The sequence below is a fragment of the Pseudarthrobacter sp. RHLT1-30-1 genome, from assembly GCF_059383415.1.
This window is the reverse complement of the sequence record NZ_JBWZCG010000032.1, coordinates 23,166-40,245: the sequence shown is the minus strand read 5'-3', so window position 1 is coordinate 40,245 and position 17,080 is coordinate 23,166. Positions and strand designations below refer to the sequence as shown.

The 17,080-nt window shown below is 68.1% G+C and carries 17 protein-coding genes and 1 tRNA gene; 8 read left to right on the top strand and 10 right to left on the bottom strand.

Going from position 1 to position 17,080, the window contains the following annotated elements; genetic code table 11:
• The first annotated feature begins 113 nt into the window (after nt 1-113).
• From AC50YM_RS18150 to AC50YM_RS18140, 3 genes are all read left to right on the top strand, one after another.
• The gene (locus AC50YM_RS18150; protein WP_494958342.1) at nt 114-770 is read left to right on the top strand and encodes a bacterial proteasome activator family protein; all 657 of its coding nucleotides are present in this window, start codon (nt 114-116) and stop codon (nt 768-770) included.
• Nucleotides 771-777: 7 nt separating this feature from the next.
• The gene (locus AC50YM_RS18145; RefSeq protein ID WP_494958341.1) at nt 778-1,233 is read left to right on the top strand and encodes a hypothetical protein; all 456 of its coding nucleotides are present in this window, start codon (nt 778-780) and stop codon (nt 1,231-1,233) included.
• Nucleotides 1,234-1,372: 139 nt separating this feature from the next.
• Nucleotides 1,373-2,218, top strand: a complete 846-nt coding sequence (locus tag AC50YM_RS18140; protein WP_494958340.1) for an aldo/keto reductase — start codon at nt 1,373-1,375, stop codon at nt 2,216-2,218.
• Nucleotides 2,219-2,325: 107 nt separating this feature from the next.
• Here AC50YM_RS18140 and AC50YM_RS18135 read toward each other — a convergent pair whose 3' ends face one another.
• The 3 genes from AC50YM_RS18135 to AC50YM_RS18125 form a co-directional block, all read right to left on the bottom strand.
• Nucleotides 2,326-2,730: a hypothetical protein gene (locus AC50YM_RS18135; protein ID WP_494958339.1), complete on the bottom strand. Its 405-nt coding sequence runs from the start codon at nt 2,728-2,730 to the stop codon at nt 2,326-2,328.
• 188 nt (nt 2,731-2,918) lie between these two features.
• Entirely contained in the window at nt 2,919-3,098 is a 180-nt protein-coding gene (locus AC50YM_RS18130) for a hypothetical protein (RefSeq protein WP_494958338.1), read from the bottom strand.
• A gap of 39 nt (nt 3,099-3,137) precedes the next feature.
• Nucleotides 3,138-4,109, bottom strand: coding sequence for a hypothetical protein (locus AC50YM_RS18125; protein WP_494958337.1), 972 nt, complete (start codon nt 4,107-4,109; stop codon nt 3,138-3,140).
• Between the two features lie 71 nt (nt 4,110-4,180).
• Here AC50YM_RS18125 and AC50YM_RS18120 point away from each other — a divergent pair, with 71 nt between their 5' ends.
• Complete coding sequence (locus AC50YM_RS18120) at nt 4,181-4,654, top strand: hypothetical protein (RefSeq protein WP_494958336.1); 474 nt, start codon at nt 4,181-4,183, stop codon at nt 4,652-4,654.
• A gap of 8 nt (nt 4,655-4,662) precedes the next feature.
• Nucleotides 4,663-7,500, top strand: a complete 2,838-nt coding sequence (locus tag AC50YM_RS18115) for a cation-translocating P-type ATPase (RefSeq protein WP_494958335.1) — start codon at nt 4,663-4,665, stop codon at nt 7,498-7,500.
• A 22-nt stretch (nt 7,501-7,522) separates the two neighbouring features.
• On the opposite strand, the gene AC50YM_RS18110 is transcribed toward AC50YM_RS18115, so the two are convergent.
• The 5 genes from AC50YM_RS18110 to tmk form a co-directional block, all read right to left on the bottom strand.
• Nucleotides 7,523-8,833, bottom strand: a complete 1,311-nt coding sequence (locus AC50YM_RS18110; RefSeq protein WP_494958334.1) for an MFS transporter — start codon at nt 8,831-8,833, stop codon at nt 7,523-7,525.
• 277 nt (nt 8,834-9,110) lie between these two features.
• Nucleotides 9,111-9,183: transfer RNA gene (locus AC50YM_RS18105), tRNA-Thr, on the bottom strand.
• A gap of 94 nt (nt 9,184-9,277) precedes the next feature.
• Entirely contained in the window at nt 9,278-10,840 is a 1,563-nt protein-coding gene (locus AC50YM_RS18100) for an alpha/beta hydrolase (protein ID WP_494958333.1), read from the bottom strand.
• A gap of 68 nt (nt 10,841-10,908) precedes the next feature.
• Nucleotides 10,909-12,051 (bottom strand): DNA polymerase III subunit delta', encoded by a 1,143-nt coding sequence (locus AC50YM_RS18095; protein WP_494958332.1) that lies wholly within the window; start codon nt 12,049-12,051, stop codon nt 10,909-10,911.
• Nucleotides 12,048-12,704: a dTMP kinase gene (tmk, locus tag AC50YM_RS18090; RefSeq protein ID WP_494958331.1), complete on the bottom strand. Its 657-nt coding sequence runs from the start codon at nt 12,702-12,704 to the stop codon at nt 12,048-12,050. The genes AC50YM_RS18095 and tmk overlap by 4 nt, the downstream gene beginning before the upstream one ends.
• An 88-nt stretch (nt 12,705-12,792) precedes the next feature.
• Here tmk and AC50YM_RS18085 point away from each other — a divergent pair, with 88 nt between their 5' ends.
• Complete coding sequence (locus AC50YM_RS18085; RefSeq protein ID WP_494958330.1) at nt 12,793-13,998, top strand: trans-sulfuration enzyme family protein; 1,206 nt, start codon at nt 12,793-12,795, stop codon at nt 13,996-13,998.
• Nucleotides 13,999-14,007: 9 nt separating this feature from the next.
• Nucleotides 14,008-14,364, top strand: coding sequence for a DUF2516 family protein (locus tag AC50YM_RS18080; RefSeq protein WP_494958329.1), 357 nt, complete (start codon nt 14,008-14,010; stop codon nt 14,362-14,364).
• Between the two features lie 69 nt (nt 14,365-14,433).
• Here the strand turns inward: AC50YM_RS18080 and AC50YM_RS18075 are convergent, their stop codons facing one another.
• The gene (locus AC50YM_RS18075; protein WP_494958345.1) at nt 14,434-15,270 is read right to left on the bottom strand and encodes a class I SAM-dependent methyltransferase; all 837 of its coding nucleotides are present in this window, start codon (nt 15,268-15,270) and stop codon (nt 14,434-14,436) included.
• Nucleotides 15,271-15,472: 202 nt separating this feature from the next.
• Between AC50YM_RS18075 and AC50YM_RS18070 the strand changes: the two genes are divergently transcribed.
• Complete coding sequence (locus AC50YM_RS18070) at nt 15,473-16,219, top strand: phosphoglyceromutase (RefSeq protein ID WP_494958328.1); 747 nt, start codon at nt 15,473-15,475, stop codon at nt 16,217-16,219.
• 107 nt (nt 16,220-16,326) lie between these two features.
• Here AC50YM_RS18070 and phoU read toward each other — a convergent pair whose 3' ends face one another.
• A complete protein-coding gene (gene phoU, locus AC50YM_RS18065; RefSeq protein ID WP_494958327.1) occupies nt 16,327-16,989 on the bottom strand; it encodes a phosphate signaling complex protein PhoU in 663 nt (220 codons plus the stop codon).
• Between the last annotated feature and the right edge of the window lie 91 nt (nt 16,990-17,080).

Sequence of the window (17,080 nt, the reverse complement as noted above, 5' to 3'; positions counted from 1 at the left end):
TTCTCCCCCCCCCCCCCCCCCCCTCCCCCCCCCCCCCCCCCCCCCCCCCCCCCCCCCCCCCCCCCCCCCCCCCCCTCCGCTGTCTGGTTCCGGGCTCGTGAGAGTATGAAGCCATGAGCGATCCACACGACACTCAGGCCGCCGTCGATGTCCCGGTCGAGGGCACCGCCTTGGACTCCCAGCCAGCCCAGCCCGCCGGACAGGGACAGCCCGGGCCCCGCCGTACGGCCGCGGCAGCCGCCGGTGGGCGGGCCAGGCCCAGCCAGCTGCAGGATCTCGTTGACGAACCCGGAAAGGTGATGCGGATCGGCACGATGATGAAGCAGCTCCTGGACGAAGTGAAATCCGCCCCGCTCGACGACGCCGCACGGGCCCGGCTGGCCGAAATCCATGAACGCTCGATCAAGGAACTCGAGGACGGCCTGGCGCCGGAACTGGTCGAGGAGCTGGAACGGATCACCCTGCCCTTCCCCGCGGACGGAACCCCGTCGGATGCCGAGCTGCGGATCGCCCAGGCCCAGCTGGTCGGCTGGCTGGAGGGCCTCTTCCACGGCATTCAGACCGCCCTCGCGGCGCAGCATGCCGCCCGCGAGCACGCCGCCGCCCAGGCCCAGCTCCGCCAGTTGCCGCCCGGAACGGTAATCGCGCCCGGCGTGATCATCGGCGAAAACGGGGAGCCCCAGCGCGCCGCGGCGCCAAGGCCCGGCGCGGATCCCTCGCAACCTCCCGTCCCCGCAGACCCGGACCACGGTCCAGGGCAATACCTCTAAGGCACCGTTGGGATTCTTCAGCGCCGCACGGCAAGGACGGAAAGACGACGCCGAACTCGGCAAGGGCCTGTGGCGCCGAGCCCACGACCGATTCATCCGCGGCCTCGACCGCTACCACCAGATACTCGAAGGTGTGGAGGACGAGGCGCTCTACGCCCAGCTCCTGGAGATCGGCAACGAACTGTCCGCGCTCTCCGGGCGGGTCCGGCAGGTCTGCGTGGCGGCCCAGCGGCGCGCCCCCAGCGAGGGACTCGACATTCCGGGAAGCCTCGCCGGAGTACACCGCGCCCTGTCGACAGCCGGCAACTCCCTGGCCACCACAGCCGAAGCGGCCGCCATGCTCCGGCTCTCGCTCGGCCCGGCCCCCGCAGGCGCGGAGTCGGTGCGGCGCCGTGCCGCGTCGGTGCTGGAGCAGGTAAACGACGCCGAACGCCGGCTCTCCGAGGCGGGGGCCAAGGGCTGAGCGGTCCGGCCCCTGGCTCGAAATTCACGGCCAGCGGCCTGCAATTCCCGGGGCGTGGCCTGAAATTCCCGGTTAAGCGCCTAGCTTAGCGCCCTCCGGTTCGCTGGCGGTCCGGGGCGTGCATTGGCAGGATAGGTGGATGACTTTTTCTCCGGTACTGACTTTCAATGACGGCAACACCATCCCCCAGCTTGGCTACGGCGTGTGGCAGGTTGAAGACGACGTCGCCGAGAAGGTGGTCGTCCAGGCCTTTGAGGCAGGCTTCCGCCACATCGACACCGCCAAGATCTATGGCAATGAAGCCGGGGTGGGCCGGGCGATCGAGCGCTCAGGCCTCAAGCCCGAGGAAATTTTCATCACCACCAAGCTGTGGAACGCGGACCAGGGCTACGAGTCAACGCTGAAGGCTTTCGAGGAATCCATGGAGCGCCTCGGCCTGGAGACCCTGGACATGTACCTGATCCACTGGATGCAGCCCAAGCAGGACAAGTACGTGGACACCTGGAAGGCTCTCATCGAGCTGCAGAAGCAGGGCCGCGTCAAGACCATTGGTGTCTCCAACTTCACCAAGGAAGGCCTGCAGCGCCTGATTGACGAGACCGGCGTCGTGCCGGCCATCAACCAGATCGAACTGCACCCCTTCTTCAACCAGGCCGAGCTGCGGGAGTTCAACGCCTCCCAGGGCATCCTCACCCAGGCATGGTCACCGCTGGGCCAGGGGGGCGAGCTGCTGGAGAGTGCGGTCATCGGCCAGATCGCAGCCAAGCATGACGCCACACCGGCGCAGGTTGTCATTGCCTGGCACCTGGCCATCGGCAACGTTGTTATCCCCAAGTCCGTCACGGAAGCCCGCATCCGCGAGAACTACGCCGCGCTGGATGTCAGCTTGGACGAGACCGACCTGCAGGCCATCAATGGCATGGACAACTCGGCCGAGGGCGCCGGCCGCATCGGCGCCGATCCGGCAGTCTCCGACTTCGCGTAAGCCAAGCCGAAGAAAGAGCCGGCGGACCGCCGTCGTCAACTGCAGCAGGGCCTTTACCCGCACCGGGTGGAGGCCCTGCTGCAGTCCGGGAGCTTCCGCGGTCCAGGCTAGCGGCGGCGAGCCGGAGCCCGTCCTCTCCTGGCGAACCCTGAGCCAAGGTCGTGGATGGTCACGGTCCCGCCGCCCAGCAGTTGAGCCTTCGCCGTGAGCTGTTTCCTTACTTCCTCGCTTACCGCACCGAAAATGTCGATAGTCAAAAGCTGGATGAGAGGCGCAATAGGTGTGAATCGCGGGCCGGCGACCTCCAGGTGAATTTCCAGCGACGCTAAGTCCTGGTGGAGGTGAAGGACGCTCATCCGGCTGCCGCCGCCCGAGAAATAGACGTTGTAGGCCACGATCCGTGGCTCATTCGCTTCGACGAAACCCGCGAGTTCCGCCATGGCGGCTTTCAGCTCGTCAAGCTTCCCTGGCCGCACCTCGGACGTATCAAGATAGACCAGGAAATTGCCCACGATTCTCCTCGCAGATCGGCTCAACGGCTCCACCGGAGGTGGTCGCCGAGAAGGGACCGCCCGGTACAATTCTTCGCCGGGACGAAGCCATTGTCGAGGTCCCCGCCCATGCCTGGGACCGGCTCCACCCCGCTTTCCCGGGCTTGGATAAGGGAGCGTGGCCGCCGCGCACTGCAAGCTGGGGGAGCTTACGCGGCCTTGCGGCTTTCCTTGACGGGCACCGCGTCGACGATGGCCCAGCCGTGCTCGTCTGCGGCCCGGCGGCTGGCGAAGCGTTCGGCGTCGGAAAGGTTATCGAAGGTCTCGGCCCGGATGCGGCCGCAGTCCGTGTCCAAATACGTGACTTCAAAGCACTGGTTCATTTCCATAAATTAAGTGTGCAGCCGGCCTACGACACTCCCAGGTCATCAGTCCGGCGTGTTGCCCAACCGCAGCACCCGTTCCCGCGCGAGGTCCTCGGTCCGTCTGGCTTTGGCGGCAGCCCGTGTGGTCTGCTGTGCATGGGCGGCTGACAGTTCGCGCCGTTTCCTGGCTGCTTTGAGCTCCTGTTCGCGCCCGGCAAGCTGCTGCCGCAGGCTTCGCACGGTCTCGGAGAGTTCCATGGCCAGGGCGTCGGCCGCGGCAAGTTCCTGCTGATGCCGCAGGGCTTCTCCCGCGGCCGCCCGGGCTGACTCTTCCGCCTCTTCAAGCGCCGTCCGGGCACGCACCAGGGCCGAGGGGGTGGATTTGCGGGGCTCCTGCCGGACGGCCCGCAACCGGGGCTGCTCCTGTTCGTTCCGGGCGCTGGGCGGGAGTGGCGCGGGCGGGACCGGCCCGGGCCCTCCCGGCACCGGTACCGGCGGTGCCGGTGCCGGAGGCAGCAGATCCGGCAGCGCAACGGCAGCTGTAAGGTCCACGACATCGACCCCGTCGGCGGACAGGCTCCGGAGCAGCCGGCCGGACCGCGCGGCAGCCGCGGCTCCCGCATCCGCCGTCGCCGCGCGCAACGTCTCTTCCACGTCGGCCGCGATTGCCGCGCTGAGCTTTCGTCCCTGTTCTTCGGTGACCGCCCTGGCTGCCTTGACCGCGCCGCCCAGGAGTTGGCGGCGTTCGATTCCCAACCGGCGGAGTTCCGGGGCATCGAGGGAGGCCTGCGCGGCCCGCATCGACTGCCCCAGCCCGGTGAGATCCCGGAGGATCTCCGGCCGCCGGGACGCGAGCATGTTCACCGTCCACGCGGCCACCGACGGCTTGGCCAGCGAGCGGACGTCCGCGGCACGGGAGCGCTGGCCCTTCTCGGCGGAAACTTCCTTGGCGGCGGCTGTCCGGGCAGCGACGAATTCATCGAACGGCAGGGCGTAGAGCCGTGCCGCAACGTCCGCCAGCCACTGCTCTGCCATGCAAGAATCATAGAAGCCCCGCCCCGGCGATGCCGCCGCTGCCGGGCAGATACGCGGAGAAACGGGAACAAATGATCGAAATAGCTGGCCTGCCGGCCCATGTCCTGCTCATTCACGCGGTCGTGGTTCTCGCGCCCATCGCCGGGCTTGCTGCGATTGCCTATGCCGCGGTGCCTCGGTGGCGGCACTACCTGGCCTGGCCGCTGGCGGTGCTGTCCCTGGGGCTCGTTCCGTTGTCCCTGCTCACGGCGCAGGCCGGCGAGCAACTCGAGAAGTCCCGCCCCGCCTCGGCCCTGGTCCGGGAACATGCTGAACAGGGCGACGTTCTGAAGGCCGTTTCTGTGCTGTTTTTCGTGGTCGTCGCGGCGGCTCTGATCGTGAGCTTTGAGCCGGTCGGCCGGCGTTTCGCCTTTCTGGGCCGGCTTCGGACCAACCGCGGCGTCCGGGTGGCCCTTCTGGTCGTCGCGGCGGCTGCCGGGGCCTTCTTCATCTACCAGAGCATCATCACGGGACACTCCGGCGCCGCGTCCGTCTGGTCACGTTGAACCAGCCGGTGCCGGGGGCAGGACCTGGCAACACCGCTGCCCTGCCATGGCACCTCCGACGGGCTACGGAAGCCCTGCACGCACTCGACGTCGACCCCGAGACCGGTCTGGCCACCGGAGAGGCGGAAAAACGACTCGGAATCTATGGCGCCAATGAGCTCACGTCCGCCCCGCCCGTGGCGCTGTGGCGGAAGATCCTGCGGCAATTCCAGGACCCGCTGATCTACCTGCTGCTGGCCGCCATTGCCATCTCGGTCCTCGCCTGGGCTGTGGAAGGTGCCGCGGGGGTGCCGGTTGATGCCATTGTGATCGGTGCCGTGGTCCTTTTCAACGGCGTCCTCGGCTTTGTCCAGGAGAACAAAGCCGAGAGCGCCGTCGCCGCACTGCGGCTGATGACGGCGGCGAATTCCATGGTGCTGCGCGACGGTGACCTGAAAACGGTGCCGTCCGCGGAGCTGGTGCCGGGAGACATCCTGGTCCTGAACGAGGGCGATTCCGTCGGCGCCGATGCCCGGCTAATCACGGCAAGCTCCCTTGGCGTCGCCGAGTCCTCGCTGACCGGCGAGAGCATGCCCGTTTTCAAGGACCCCAGCACCCTGAGCGGCACCGTCGTCCTCGGTGACCGGCTCAACATGGTCTTCAAGGGGACCTCCGTCGCCCGGGGTGTGGGCCGTGGTGTCGTCACCGGAACCGCGATGGACACGGAAGTCGGCGCGATCGCCGGGATGCTGGCCGCCGCAGAGGACGCGCCCACGCCGCTGCAGCAGGAAATCGCGGGCGTCAGCAAGTTGCTCGGCATCACCGTGGTCGCGATCGCCGTCGTCGTGATGGCCACCATCATCGCCGTCAACGGGGTGTCCTCGCTGAGCGGCCTCGTGGCCGTCCTGCTGCTGGGGGTCTCGCTCGCGGTGGCGGCGGTGCCCGAAGGCCTGCCAGCCATCCTGTCCGTCGTCCTCGCGATCGGCGTCCAGAACATGGCCAAACGCCAGGCTGTCGTTAAGAAGCTGCACTCGGTGGAAACTCTGGGCTCCGCCTCCGTCATCGCCTCGGATAAGACCGGAACCCTCACCCGCAACGAGATGACCATCGCCAGGATCATCACCGCCTCCGGCCTGGTAGAGCTCACCGGTGTTGGCTACCGGCCGGAAGGCGGCGTGCTCCACAACGGGCAGGAACTGCGGGATCCCGCACTGCTCCAGGAATCGCTTATGGTCCTGGCCGGCGGCTCCTTCGCCAACAACGCGCAACTTCGGGAGCACGACGGCGACTGGGAGATTCAGGGCGACCCCACGGAGGCGGCGTTCCTCGTCGCTGCCCGGAAGCTGGAAGGCGTTACGGACCGGGTAGGGGAGTTCGACCGGCGCGGCGAAGTCCCGTTCACGTCGGAGCGGAAACTGATGTCCGCGCTGGCCCACCACCGGGAGGGCGGCACCCTGGCGCTGGTCACCAAGGGCGCACCGGACGTCCTCCTGGAACGCTGCACCGGACTGCAGCTCGGCCGGGAGGTTGTCCCGCTGGATGACGGCCGGCGCGCGCGTGCGCTGGACGACATCGAGGAGCTCTCCGCCCAGGCCTACCGCACCCTCGGCGTGGCCTACCGGCAGTACACCGAGGCGGACCGCCACGAAGTGGACGTCCTCGACGAGGACGACGAGAGCACGCTCGTGTACATCGGGGTTGTCGGGATCCTGGATCCGCCCCGGGCCGAGGCGGCGGTTGCGGTGGCCAAAGCGCGGCGGGCCGGCATCCGCGTCGTGATGATCACCGGGGACCACCCGCTCAGTGCCGCGCGGATCGCCAGTGATCTGGGGATCTCCGCGCCGGGCGAGCGGGCAGTCACGGGCGCCGAACTGGACGAACTGGACGAGGACGGCCTGCGCGCGCTCACCCGGGACACCTCGGTGTACGCGCGGGTGGCGCCGCAGAACAAACTGCAGATCATCACCGCCCTGCAGGCCCACGGCAACGTGGTGGCGATGACCGGGGACGGCGTCAACGACGCGCCGGCCCTGAAAACCGCGGACATCGGCATCGCCATGGGTGTCACCGGCACCGAGGTCACGAAGGAGGCCGCCAACATGATCCTGGCCGACGACAACTTCGCCACCATCGTCTCGGCGGTGCACCAGGGCCGGGTCATCTTCGAGAACATCAAGAAATTCCTGCGCTACCTGTTGTCCTCGAACATGGGCGAAGTGTTCACGGTTTTCCTCGGCGTGGTGTTCGCCGGCGCCATGGGCCTGTCCGGGGCCAGCGCCGGCGAAATCGCGGTACCGCTGCTGGCCACCCAGATCCTGTGGATCAATCTCGTGACTGACTCCGGCCCGGCACTCGCGATGGGCATCGACCCTGAAATTGACGACGTGATGGCGCGCGGTCCCCGCCAACGCAACGAACGCATCCTCGGCACCCGGATGTGGCTGGGCATCCTGAGTATCGGCCTGGTGATGGGTGTCGTGTCGCTGCTGACCATCGATATCTTCCTGCCCGGCGGCGTGGTCCCGGGCGGCACCGATTCGCTCGAGGTCGCACGGACCGCGGGTTTCACCACCCTGGTGTTCGCGCAACTGTTCAACGCGTTCAATTCCCGTTCGGAGACGACGACGGCCTTCCGCCGGCTGTTCGTGAACAAATGGCTCTGGGGGTCCGTGCTCCTGGCCGCGGTGCTGCAGGTGGCCGTCGTCGAACTGCCGTTCCTGCAGCGTGCCTTCGGGACAGCGTCACTGGAGCCGGGCCAGTGGGCCGTCTGCGCCGCCATGGCCTCGACCGTGCTGTGGTTCGACGAGCTCCGCAAGATCGTGCTCCGGAGCGGTGAGCGTCGTCGCGCCGCGCAGCCCACCCGATGATGTACGACGGCGGATCGCTCCCCTACGGCTGCCACGAGGGGCGGCGGGCCCTGCGGAGTGCCAGTATCAGCACCGCAAAAGCGATCAGCTGCAGGACCGCTACCGCCGCGATCAACAGCTGACGGGTGTCGTAAAACGCGCCGTACAGTGCCCCGCCTGCCAGCGCTCCGGCGCCTTCGAAGGCTGCAAAAACCCCGTAGGCCGTGCCCTGGCGCCGTTCCGGGACCAGATCCGCGACCAGCGCCTTGACCGTCGAGTCCTGGATTCCCAGCGCGGTGCCCCAGACCAGGACACCGGAAAACGCCAGCCCGGCGGCCGGCGCCAGGGCCAGCGCCGGTACCGTGGCGATCAACGGGGGGAGGGCCAGGAGCACCCAGGCGCCCGAACGGTCGTAGAGGACGCCGGTGGCCAGGGCGCCCAGTGACGCCGCGGCCATCGCGCCCGCGTACAGCAGCGGGACGACGGCCACGGGAACGGCCGCCGTCGTGGTGAGGTGGAACGAAATGACCCCGAAGGCCACCAGCCCGGCACTCCAGAAGAAGGCCGCGACGGCGAACAGGGCAAAACTGCCCGTGAACAGCGACGCCGGCCGGCGGGCCGGGGGCGCCGGTTCGACGGCGGCGTGTTGGCCCTCGAGGGCGTCGGGGGCGCCGGGGGACGCCGGCTGGCCGGGGCCACGGCCGGGACCCGGCACCCGGCGGCGCAGCCAGAACAGCAGGACCAAAGCCCCCGCCGCCGGAACAGCCAGCACCGCGAAGGCCATTTGCAGGTTTCCCGTGGCTGCGAGTACTGCGGCGACCAGGACCGGACCCACCAGGGCTCCGACGAGGTCAAGGGACTTGTGCACGGCGAAGCCGCGGCCGCGGCCGACGGGCTTGGCGACCGCGGCCAGCAGCACATTCTTGGCCGGGCTGCGGACCGCTTTCCCGACCCGGTCCCCGATGATCAGAACTGCTGCCAGGACCAGTCCGGCCTCTCCAGCCCGGGGCGCCACGGCGAGCAGCGGCACGCAGACAGCGGTGAGCGCGTAACCCGCCAGCGTGAACGTCCAGTACTTGCGGGTCCGGTCTGCCCAGGGCCCGAACACCAGCCGGAGGCCCTGCGCCGCGGCCTCGGCGCCGCCCGTGACGAGGCCGACGAGCAGCGCGGAGGCACCCAACTGGGCGAGCAGGGGGCCGGCCAGCGGCCGTGCGCCGTCCGAGACGACGTCAGCGGCGAGACTGACCAGTCCGAAGCCGATCACCGGACCCCAGACGAACCGCCGGCCGGAGCCGGGCAGGGCAAAGAACCTCGCCCGCTCGCGGGCTGTCAGGTTTCGGTGGGGCCGGCCCATTCGCCCAGACTCGCGGACCTTCCGTCGAAGAGCAAGGGACCAAGGGCCAGCGTTCTGCCAGACAGCCTTCCGGTGGCAGGCCAATCATGCAGCACGGTTCCTTTGCCCTGGAAGGAGATACGGGCCTCGGGCAATTCGCCGGCGCGCCAGGCGGCCGGCGGCGGGCTTTATCCAGGCAACGAGGTGCCTTCTACTTCGCTGGGGGCAGACCCACCCTTGGCGGGGCAAAAGAAACGGCCCCGACGACTGCGCCGGGGCCGATAGATTTGGAGACCAGAGCTTCCTGCCAGAATCGAACTGGCGACCTTCTCATTACGAGTGAGACGCTCTACCAACTGAGCTAAGGAAGCAACCGCCTGAAGTGACCGGGCAACCCGGGCGCTTCATGCCAGAGACAACTGTAGTAGAGTCCTCCGGCCCGGGTCAAAATGAGTGGTGAACGCCTCAGCAGACCGTGTTGTCCGCAGGGGTCTTGCCGTCGACGAGGTAGCCGTCCACGGCATTGCCGATGCAGTCGTTGGAGCGGCCGTAGGCAGTGTGGCCCTCACCCTGCCAGGTCAGCAGCGAGGCCTGCCCCAGTTGCTTGCGCAGCGAACTGGCCCATTCCACCGGTGTGGCCGGGTCGCCCGTGGTGCCGATCACGACGATGTCGGTTGAACCCTTGTATTCCACCGGCGCCGGGGTCCGGACGTTCTTGTACGGCCAGTCCTTGCAGTTGGTGCCGCCGTAGGCGAAGTACTTGCCGAAGGTCGGCGAATCCGCCTGCAGCTGCTGCTCGTCCGCGCGCATTCCGGCGGTGTCCGTCACCATCGGGTGGTCCAGGCAGTTGATCGCGGTGAAGGCAAAGGTGCTGTTCGAGGAGTAGCTGCCGTCGGGTTCCCGCTCGGCGTTGAAGTCGGCCAGCCTCAGGAACGGCGTCGCGTCGTTTTTCAGGATCGCGGTGAGGGACTGCGTGAGCAGCGGCCAGTTGTCGTCGTTGTACAGCGGCACGATCATGCCCGTGACCAGGGTGGACGCTGAGACCGGCCGGCCGTCCTTGGCGCGCATGGGGGTTGCCTCCACGGCCGCGATCAGGTTCTGGATCTGCTGGATCCCGTCGTCGACGCTTCCGCTCAGCGGGCAGCCCCCGGCCGGGAGGCAGTGTTCCACATAGGCGCGGAGTGCCTTTTCAAAGGCTTTGGCCTGGCCGCTGGTGAGCTCCTCGTAACTGAGGGACGGGTCCATCGCGCCGTCCAGGACCATCCTGCCGACGGTGTCGGGGAACAGCGAGGCGTACGTTGAGCCGAGGAATGTCCCATAGGAGAACCCCATGTAGTTGAGCTTTGTGTCGTTCAGCGCCGCGCGCAGGATGTCCAGGTCCTTGGCGGAACTGACGGTGTCGATCTGCCCCAGCACCGGCCCGGTCTTTTCCTCGCACTTGGCGGCGATCACGGTGTTGTCCGCCAGGGCCTCGGCCAGGCCGGCGTTTGTGTTCAGGGCGTAGATCTTCGCTCGGGAGGCATCGCGTTCCTGGTCTGTCAGGCAGGTGACCGGGGCTGAACGCTGGACGCCGCGGGGGTCGAAGCCCACGATGTCAAAGTTGGCGCGAAGCTTTTCCGAGAAGTGGGTGGCGCCGGCGTCCTTGACAAAGTTGTAGCCGGAGCCGCCGGGTCCGCCCGGGTTGATGAGCAGGCTGCCCTGGCTGGTTCCCTTCGTGGACAGCTTGAGCGCCGCGATTTCGATGCTGCCGCCGTCCGGCTTGCTGTAGTCCAGGGGGACTTTGATGTTGGCGCATTTGAAGTCAGTCTCGCAGGGGGTCCAGTCGACCTGCTGGGTGTAGTAGCTGCGGAGCTCGGCCGGCGCGGCGGAAGCGATCTGCGGATCGGGGGTGCGGGAGGTTTTTGCGCCGCTGTCACCGCCGAACAGGCTGCACGAGGAGAGCACCATGGCCAGGGCCATGGCGCCTGCTGCCCGCATGCCGACCACAACGGATCGGGATCTGGCGGGCACTGCTCGTGCAGACTTCATGCGGTTCTCCTTGGAGGATGGGAACTGGGGGGATGGCCGGTGCACCCGGGTGGTCACCTAATCATCCCTCAGATGAGGCTGGCCGCCATGGACTCGATCGCCAGCAGCGGAGCCACGTTCGACGTCGTAATCCGTGTCCGGGCCTTGTTGATGGCGTCCATGCGGGCCAGTGTGGCTTCGGCGGAGGAATGTTGCGCGAACTCAGCGAGTTCAGTCCTGAGTTCAACGTTGACCAGCTCCACGGCGTTCCCCATCTGGATGATCAGCACATCCCGGTAGAAGGACAGCAGATCAGTCAGGGTGCGGTCGAGGGAGTCCGTCACGGAACGCTTGGCGCGGCGTTTCTGGTCGTCCTCGAGCTGCTTGACCTGGCCCCGCATGGCCGGCGGTAGCGTGCCGCTTTCGGGCGCACCGAGGGTGGCGAGCAGGGCGATCTTTTCGGCCGCGTCCCGCTCGTCGTTGGAGCTGTTGGCTTCCTCGGTGGCGATCTTGACGAGCTTCTCCGCCATCAGGACCGCGGCGGTCACCCCGCGGAGGCTGAGGGGGAAGCGCACTGTTTCGAGCCGCCGCTCGCGGGCTTGCGGGTCCCGTGCCAGCCGGCGGGCGATCCCGACGTGGCTTTGCGCCGCGCGGGCCGCACGTTCGGCGACCCCCGGATCCACGCCGTCGCGCTTGACCAGCAGGGCGGCGACGTCGGCCGCGGGCGGCAGCCGCAGGGCTACCGAGCGGCAGCGGGAGCGGATGGTGACCAGGACATCGGCGGGGGAGGGCGCGCACAGCATCCAGATGGTGCGTGGAGTGGGTTCTTCGATCGCCTTGAGCAGGACATTGGTGGTGCGCTCCGCCATCCGGTCCGCGTCCTCGACGACGATGATGCGCCAGCGCGCCGAAGCCGGCCGGTTTCCGGCAGTGGAGACGAGCTCGCGGGCTTCGTCGATGGTGATCGTGACCTTTTCGGTGCGGACAAAGGCAACGTCGGAGTGTGTTTCGCCCAGAATCGTCAGGCAGGCCGCGCATTCGCCGCAGCCGCGCAGGCTGATATCTTCCTGGTCGCAGTTCAAGGCGGCGGCGAAGGCCTTCGCCGCGTTGGACCGGCCCGAACCCGGCGGTCCCGTGAACAGCCACGCATGGGTCAGCCCTTCACCCTGGGCTGCCTGTGTTAGCTGGGCCACGACGGCGGGCTGGCCCTGGAGGTCGTCCCAGACATTCATGCAGTCACGCCCCGGGGCAGGGCGAGGAGCGGTTCGACGCGCTCGAGGATCCGCGCGGCCAATTCATCGACCGGGAGGTGGGCGGGAAGGACAAGATACTGCTCCGGCCGGCCCGCGGCGAGCTCGAGGAAAGCGGTCCGGATCCTGCCGTGGAACTCGTCTGCCTCGGATTCCAGCCGGTCCTCGGCCGCGTCTCCCGCAGTGCGCCGGCGGCGGCCGACCGCGGGATCGACGTCGAGCAGCACGGTGAGATCCGGAGTAAGGCCTGAGGTGGCCCAGTCATTGATGTCGCGGACGGCGTCGGTGCCCAGGTTCCGGCCGGCGCCCTGGTAGGCGACCGAGGAATCAATGTAGCGGTCGGAGAGGACGACCTCGCCGCGGTCCAGGGCAGGGCGGATAACCTGGCTGGCGTGGGCGGCGCGGGAGGCCGCAAAAATCAGGGCCTCGGTGTGCGCGTCGATGTGGCCGTGGCCGTGGTCCAGGACGAGGGAGCGCAGTTTTTCACCGAGCGGGGTGCCGCCCGGCTCGCGGGTCCGCAGCACTGTGAGGCCGCGGGATTCGAGGGCCGCTGCCAGCTCGGCTGCCTGCGTGGACTTGCCGGCACCGTCGCCGCCCTCGAAAGCGATAAACAGTCCGGGGTTCTGGGTACTCACTGCTCTAGCCTACCGACAATCCCTGACAGAAATGTGCCCGGGCGTCATGACGTGGGCGCCCTGCCCGGCACCAAAGTACCCTGTGACCATGAGTCTTTCCGAACAACAGGCAGCCTCGCTCTCCGCAGAAACGGTCGTTGTGGCGGCGGGCCGCCCGCCGCGTGAACGCGATGCGCCGGTGAACCCTCCGCTGGTGCTGTCCTCCACCTATTTCGGCACGGGACCGCTGGGCGACGGCGACCGCGGCTACGGGCGGTACTCCAACCCCACCTGGGACCCGTTCGAGGAAGCCCTCGGCCAGCTTGAGGGCGCCGAACTCCCCGGCCTGCTCTACGCCTCCGGCCTCGCCGCCGTCAGTTCAGCCCTCTCGCTGGTTCCGGCCGGGGGAGTGCTGGTGATGCCCTCGCACAGCTACGCCGGATCCCTGGTGATGGCCACCGAACTCGCCGAGAAGGGCTTCCTGGAACTGCGCACGGTGGACATCGCCGACACCGACGCCGTCCTGGCGGAGCTCTCGCCGGCGGACGGGCGGCCCGCCAGCATGCTCTGGCTGGAGAGCCCCACCAACCCGATGCTGGGCGTCGCGGACATCCGCGCCCTGACCGCCGCCGCGCACCGGGCCGGCGCCGTCGTCGTCACGGACAACACCTTCTCCACCCCGCTCGTGCAGCAGCCCCTGGCCCTGGGGTCCGACGTCGTCCTGCATTCGGTGACAAAGTACCTCTCCGGTCATTCTGACGTCGTGCTGGGAGCCCTGGTGACATCCGACGCCGGGCTCCGCGCCGCGCTGCTACACCACCGCACCATCCACGGCGGGATCGCCGGACCCTTCGAGGCCTGGCTGGCGCTGCGGGGCCTGCGCACCCTGGCCCTTCGGGTCGAGCGTTCGCAGGCCTCGGCGGCGGTACTGGCCGAACGGTTGAGCACGCACCCCCGCGTCAGCAGCATCCGGTTCCCGGGCCTGGCCTCGGATCCCGGCCACGAACGGGCCAAGAGCCAGATGAAGGGCTTCGGCTCGATCCTGTGCATTGAAATGGCACCTACCGCCGGGGGCAGAGACAGCGGCGACGGCCTCAGCGGGGCGGACGCGGCGGACCGGATGATCCGGGCCCTGAAGCTGTGGCTGCCGGCCACCTCGCTGGGCGGCGTCGAGTCCCTGATCGAACGGCGCCGGCGGCATACGGCCGAACCTCTCAGTGTGCCGGACAACCTCGTCCGGCTGAGCGTCGGGATTGAAAACGTCGAGGACCTCTGGGCGGACCTGGAGCAGGCCCTCGCGGGCTTGGGCCGCTAGGCTGGGGTGATGGACGGAAGAGCGCTAATTGAGTATGTCGAGACCGGGATCTATTTTCTGTTGGCCCTCGTAGCCCTGGCCCTTGAAGTCTGGGCGTTTTTCGATTGCGTGCGGCACAAGGGGAACGCCTTTGAAGCCGTGTCCAAACGCACCAAGACGTTCTGGCTGGCCCTTACCGGCGGCGCCCTCGCGGTGGGGGTGCTCTCCCTGTTAGGCGGCGGCGGAGGCGGCATCCTGGGACCGCTGGGACTTTTCGGACTCGTCGCCGTGACGGCAGCGTCCGTCTACCTCGCCGACGTCCGCCCGGCCGTCAACGATGCGGGCCGCGGCGGGAACCGCAACGCGGGTCCCTACGGCCCCTGGTAGTCCCCACCCGGCCCCCTCAGCTCGCAAGCTCGCTCAGGGAACCCTGCCGGCGTGGGCCCACCTGCCCGGTTAGGCACCACCCGGCGCTACGGCGTCCCAGCCCACCGTCAGCTCGCCAAGCCGCCACCTGGACGGGCCGTCCTGGACCGGCCAGCCGCCGTCGCGCAGTGAACGGCACATAGCCGTCCAGCGCTGCCGGCTGCCGAACGAGCCGAGCGGGGCAGCCTCCAGCCAGGACTTGTCCATTGCCTGCAGGAAGTCCCGGATCCGCTCGCCCGGCACGTTCCGGTGGATCAGGGCTTTCGGCAGCCGCTCGGCCACTTCCGACGGCAGGACAAAACTTCCGAACCGCATGGACAAGCTCAGGCTCAGGGGCCGCTCGGCGTCGAGCGCCACCCACGTGACCCGGCGGCCGATCTCGTCACAGGTGCCGTCAATGAACAGTCCCTCCGGGGCCAGCCGCCCCTGCACCAGCCGCCAGATGGCCGCCACGTCGGCTTCCTCGTACTGCCGCAGCACATTGAACGCCCGCACCAGGACGGGCCGGCCCGGCACGGGCAGCTCAAAGCCGCCCAGCTGGAAGCTCAGCCCGGGCCGTTCGAGTTCCTTGGCCAGGCGGACCCGTTCCGGCTCGATTTCCACACCGACGACGCGGACGTCGGGCCGGATGACGGACAGCCGGTCGAAGAGTTCGACGGCGGTGGCCGGCGAGGCGCCGTAGCCCAGATCCACCACGAGGGGATCGGCCGCCGTGCGCAGCCGCCAGGCCTGCGGCCCGGTCAGCCAGCGGTCCAGCCGCCGCATCCGGTTGGGGTTGGTGGTGCCGCGGGTAATGTTGCCCACCGGCCGGCCGGCGCGCGGTCCGTTCCTCGCCACGCCGTGTTTTTCCACGCCGCGTTTTTCCATGACATGGGTCTGCGGGGGCGTCACCCGCTCAGCCTTCTGCACCACAAGCCAACACTATCCCTCCACCGCGATCCTCCAACGCGGGGTCGGATCCAGCCCATGGAGCGGCCCGGGATGGGCTATATGTGACCCCGCGTTGGAGTGTGGCGGGGGCGGTGTAACGCTCGGCGCCGGTCGGGATCGCTCCGCTAGGATGAAAACCATGACTTACAAGCTGATTCTGCTGCGCCACGGCCACAGCGAATGGAACGCCAAGAACCTGTTCACCGGCTGGGTGGACGTTGACCTCAACGACCAGGGCCGTGCCGAGGCGATCCGCGGCGGCGAGCTTCTCGTGGAGCACAACATCCTGCCGGACATCGTGTACACGTCGCTGCTGAAGCGGGCCATCAACACCGCCAACATGACGCTCGAGAAGGCTGACCGCGGCTGGATCCCGGTGAAGCGGGACTGGCGGCTCAACGAACGCCACTACGGTGCACTGCAGGGCAAGGACAAAGCCCAGACCCTCGCCGAGTACGGCGAAGAGCAGTTCATGACCTGGCGCCGCTCGTACGACACCCCGCCGCCGCCCCTGGCCGATGATTCCGAGTTCTCCCAGGCGAAGGATCCGCGTTATGCGGGCCTTGGTGACGCACTGCCGCGCACCGAGTGCCTCAAGGACGTCCTGGTCCGCCTGCTGCCCTACTGGGAATCGGATATCAAGGAAGACCTCAAAGCCGGCAAGACGGTCCTGGTGACGGCCCACGGCAACTCGCTGCGCGCCCTCGTCAAGCACCTTGACGGCGTCAGCGACGAAGCGATCGCCGGGCTGAACATTCCCACCGGCATCCCGCTCGTCTATGAGCTCGACGACAACTTCAAGCCGCTGAACCCGGGCGGCACCTACCTTGATCCCGACGCCGCCGCCGAAGCCATCCTGGCCGTCGCGAACCAGGGCAAGAAGTAGCGCTCCACCTGACCAGAATGAACGACGCCGGCCGGCCACCTCTCAAGGTGACCGGCCGGCGTCGTAGGTTCTGCTGTCCAGCGCTGTTGAGACGCCGGGGGACAATGCTAGCTGTGTTCGATGGCGCTCGGCTGCCAGGCGCCGGTGACCAGATAGGTGACCTTCTGCGCCACAGAGACGCCGTGGTCCGCGAAACGCTCAAAGTAGCGGCTGGCGAGGGCGACGTCGACGGTCGTCGCGGGGGACTCCTGCCAGTCGCTGCGGGCGATCGCCTTGAAGACGCTCAGGTGCAGCTCGTTCACGGCAGCGTTGGCCTTCATGATGTCCCGGGCCACACCGAGGTCCCGGGTCTCCAGCAGTACGGTGAGTTTCTCGGCGATCAGCAGGTCCTGCTCCGCGAAGCTGTTGAATGTCTCACGCAGCTGGACGGGAACCACCGTGGCCGGATAACGGAGACGCGCGAGCTGGGCGACGTGGCGGGCGAGGTCGCCCATCCGCTCCAGCGAGGCGCTCATCCGCAGGGAACCCACGATCATGCGCAGGTCGCTCGCCACGGGGCCCTGCAGGGCGAGGATGTCGATGGCGCGCTCATCGAGGCTGTTCTGCAGGAAATCGATCCGCGCGTCGGCCGCGATGACGTCCTCGGCCAGATCGATGTCAGCGCCGGCGAAGGCTGTCGTCGCTTTCTCAATGGCCTCACTGACCAGTTTTGAGATTTCGACGAGCTGTTCCCCTACCTGGGCGAGCTCTTCCTGAAAAACCTTGCGCACGTGTGCGTCCTTTCCTCGGAAATGGCGGCCACCAAAGTGACCGGTCCGTTTCTGTTCACCTGTCGGCGCTTCAACTGTCGAGTCTTTCAGC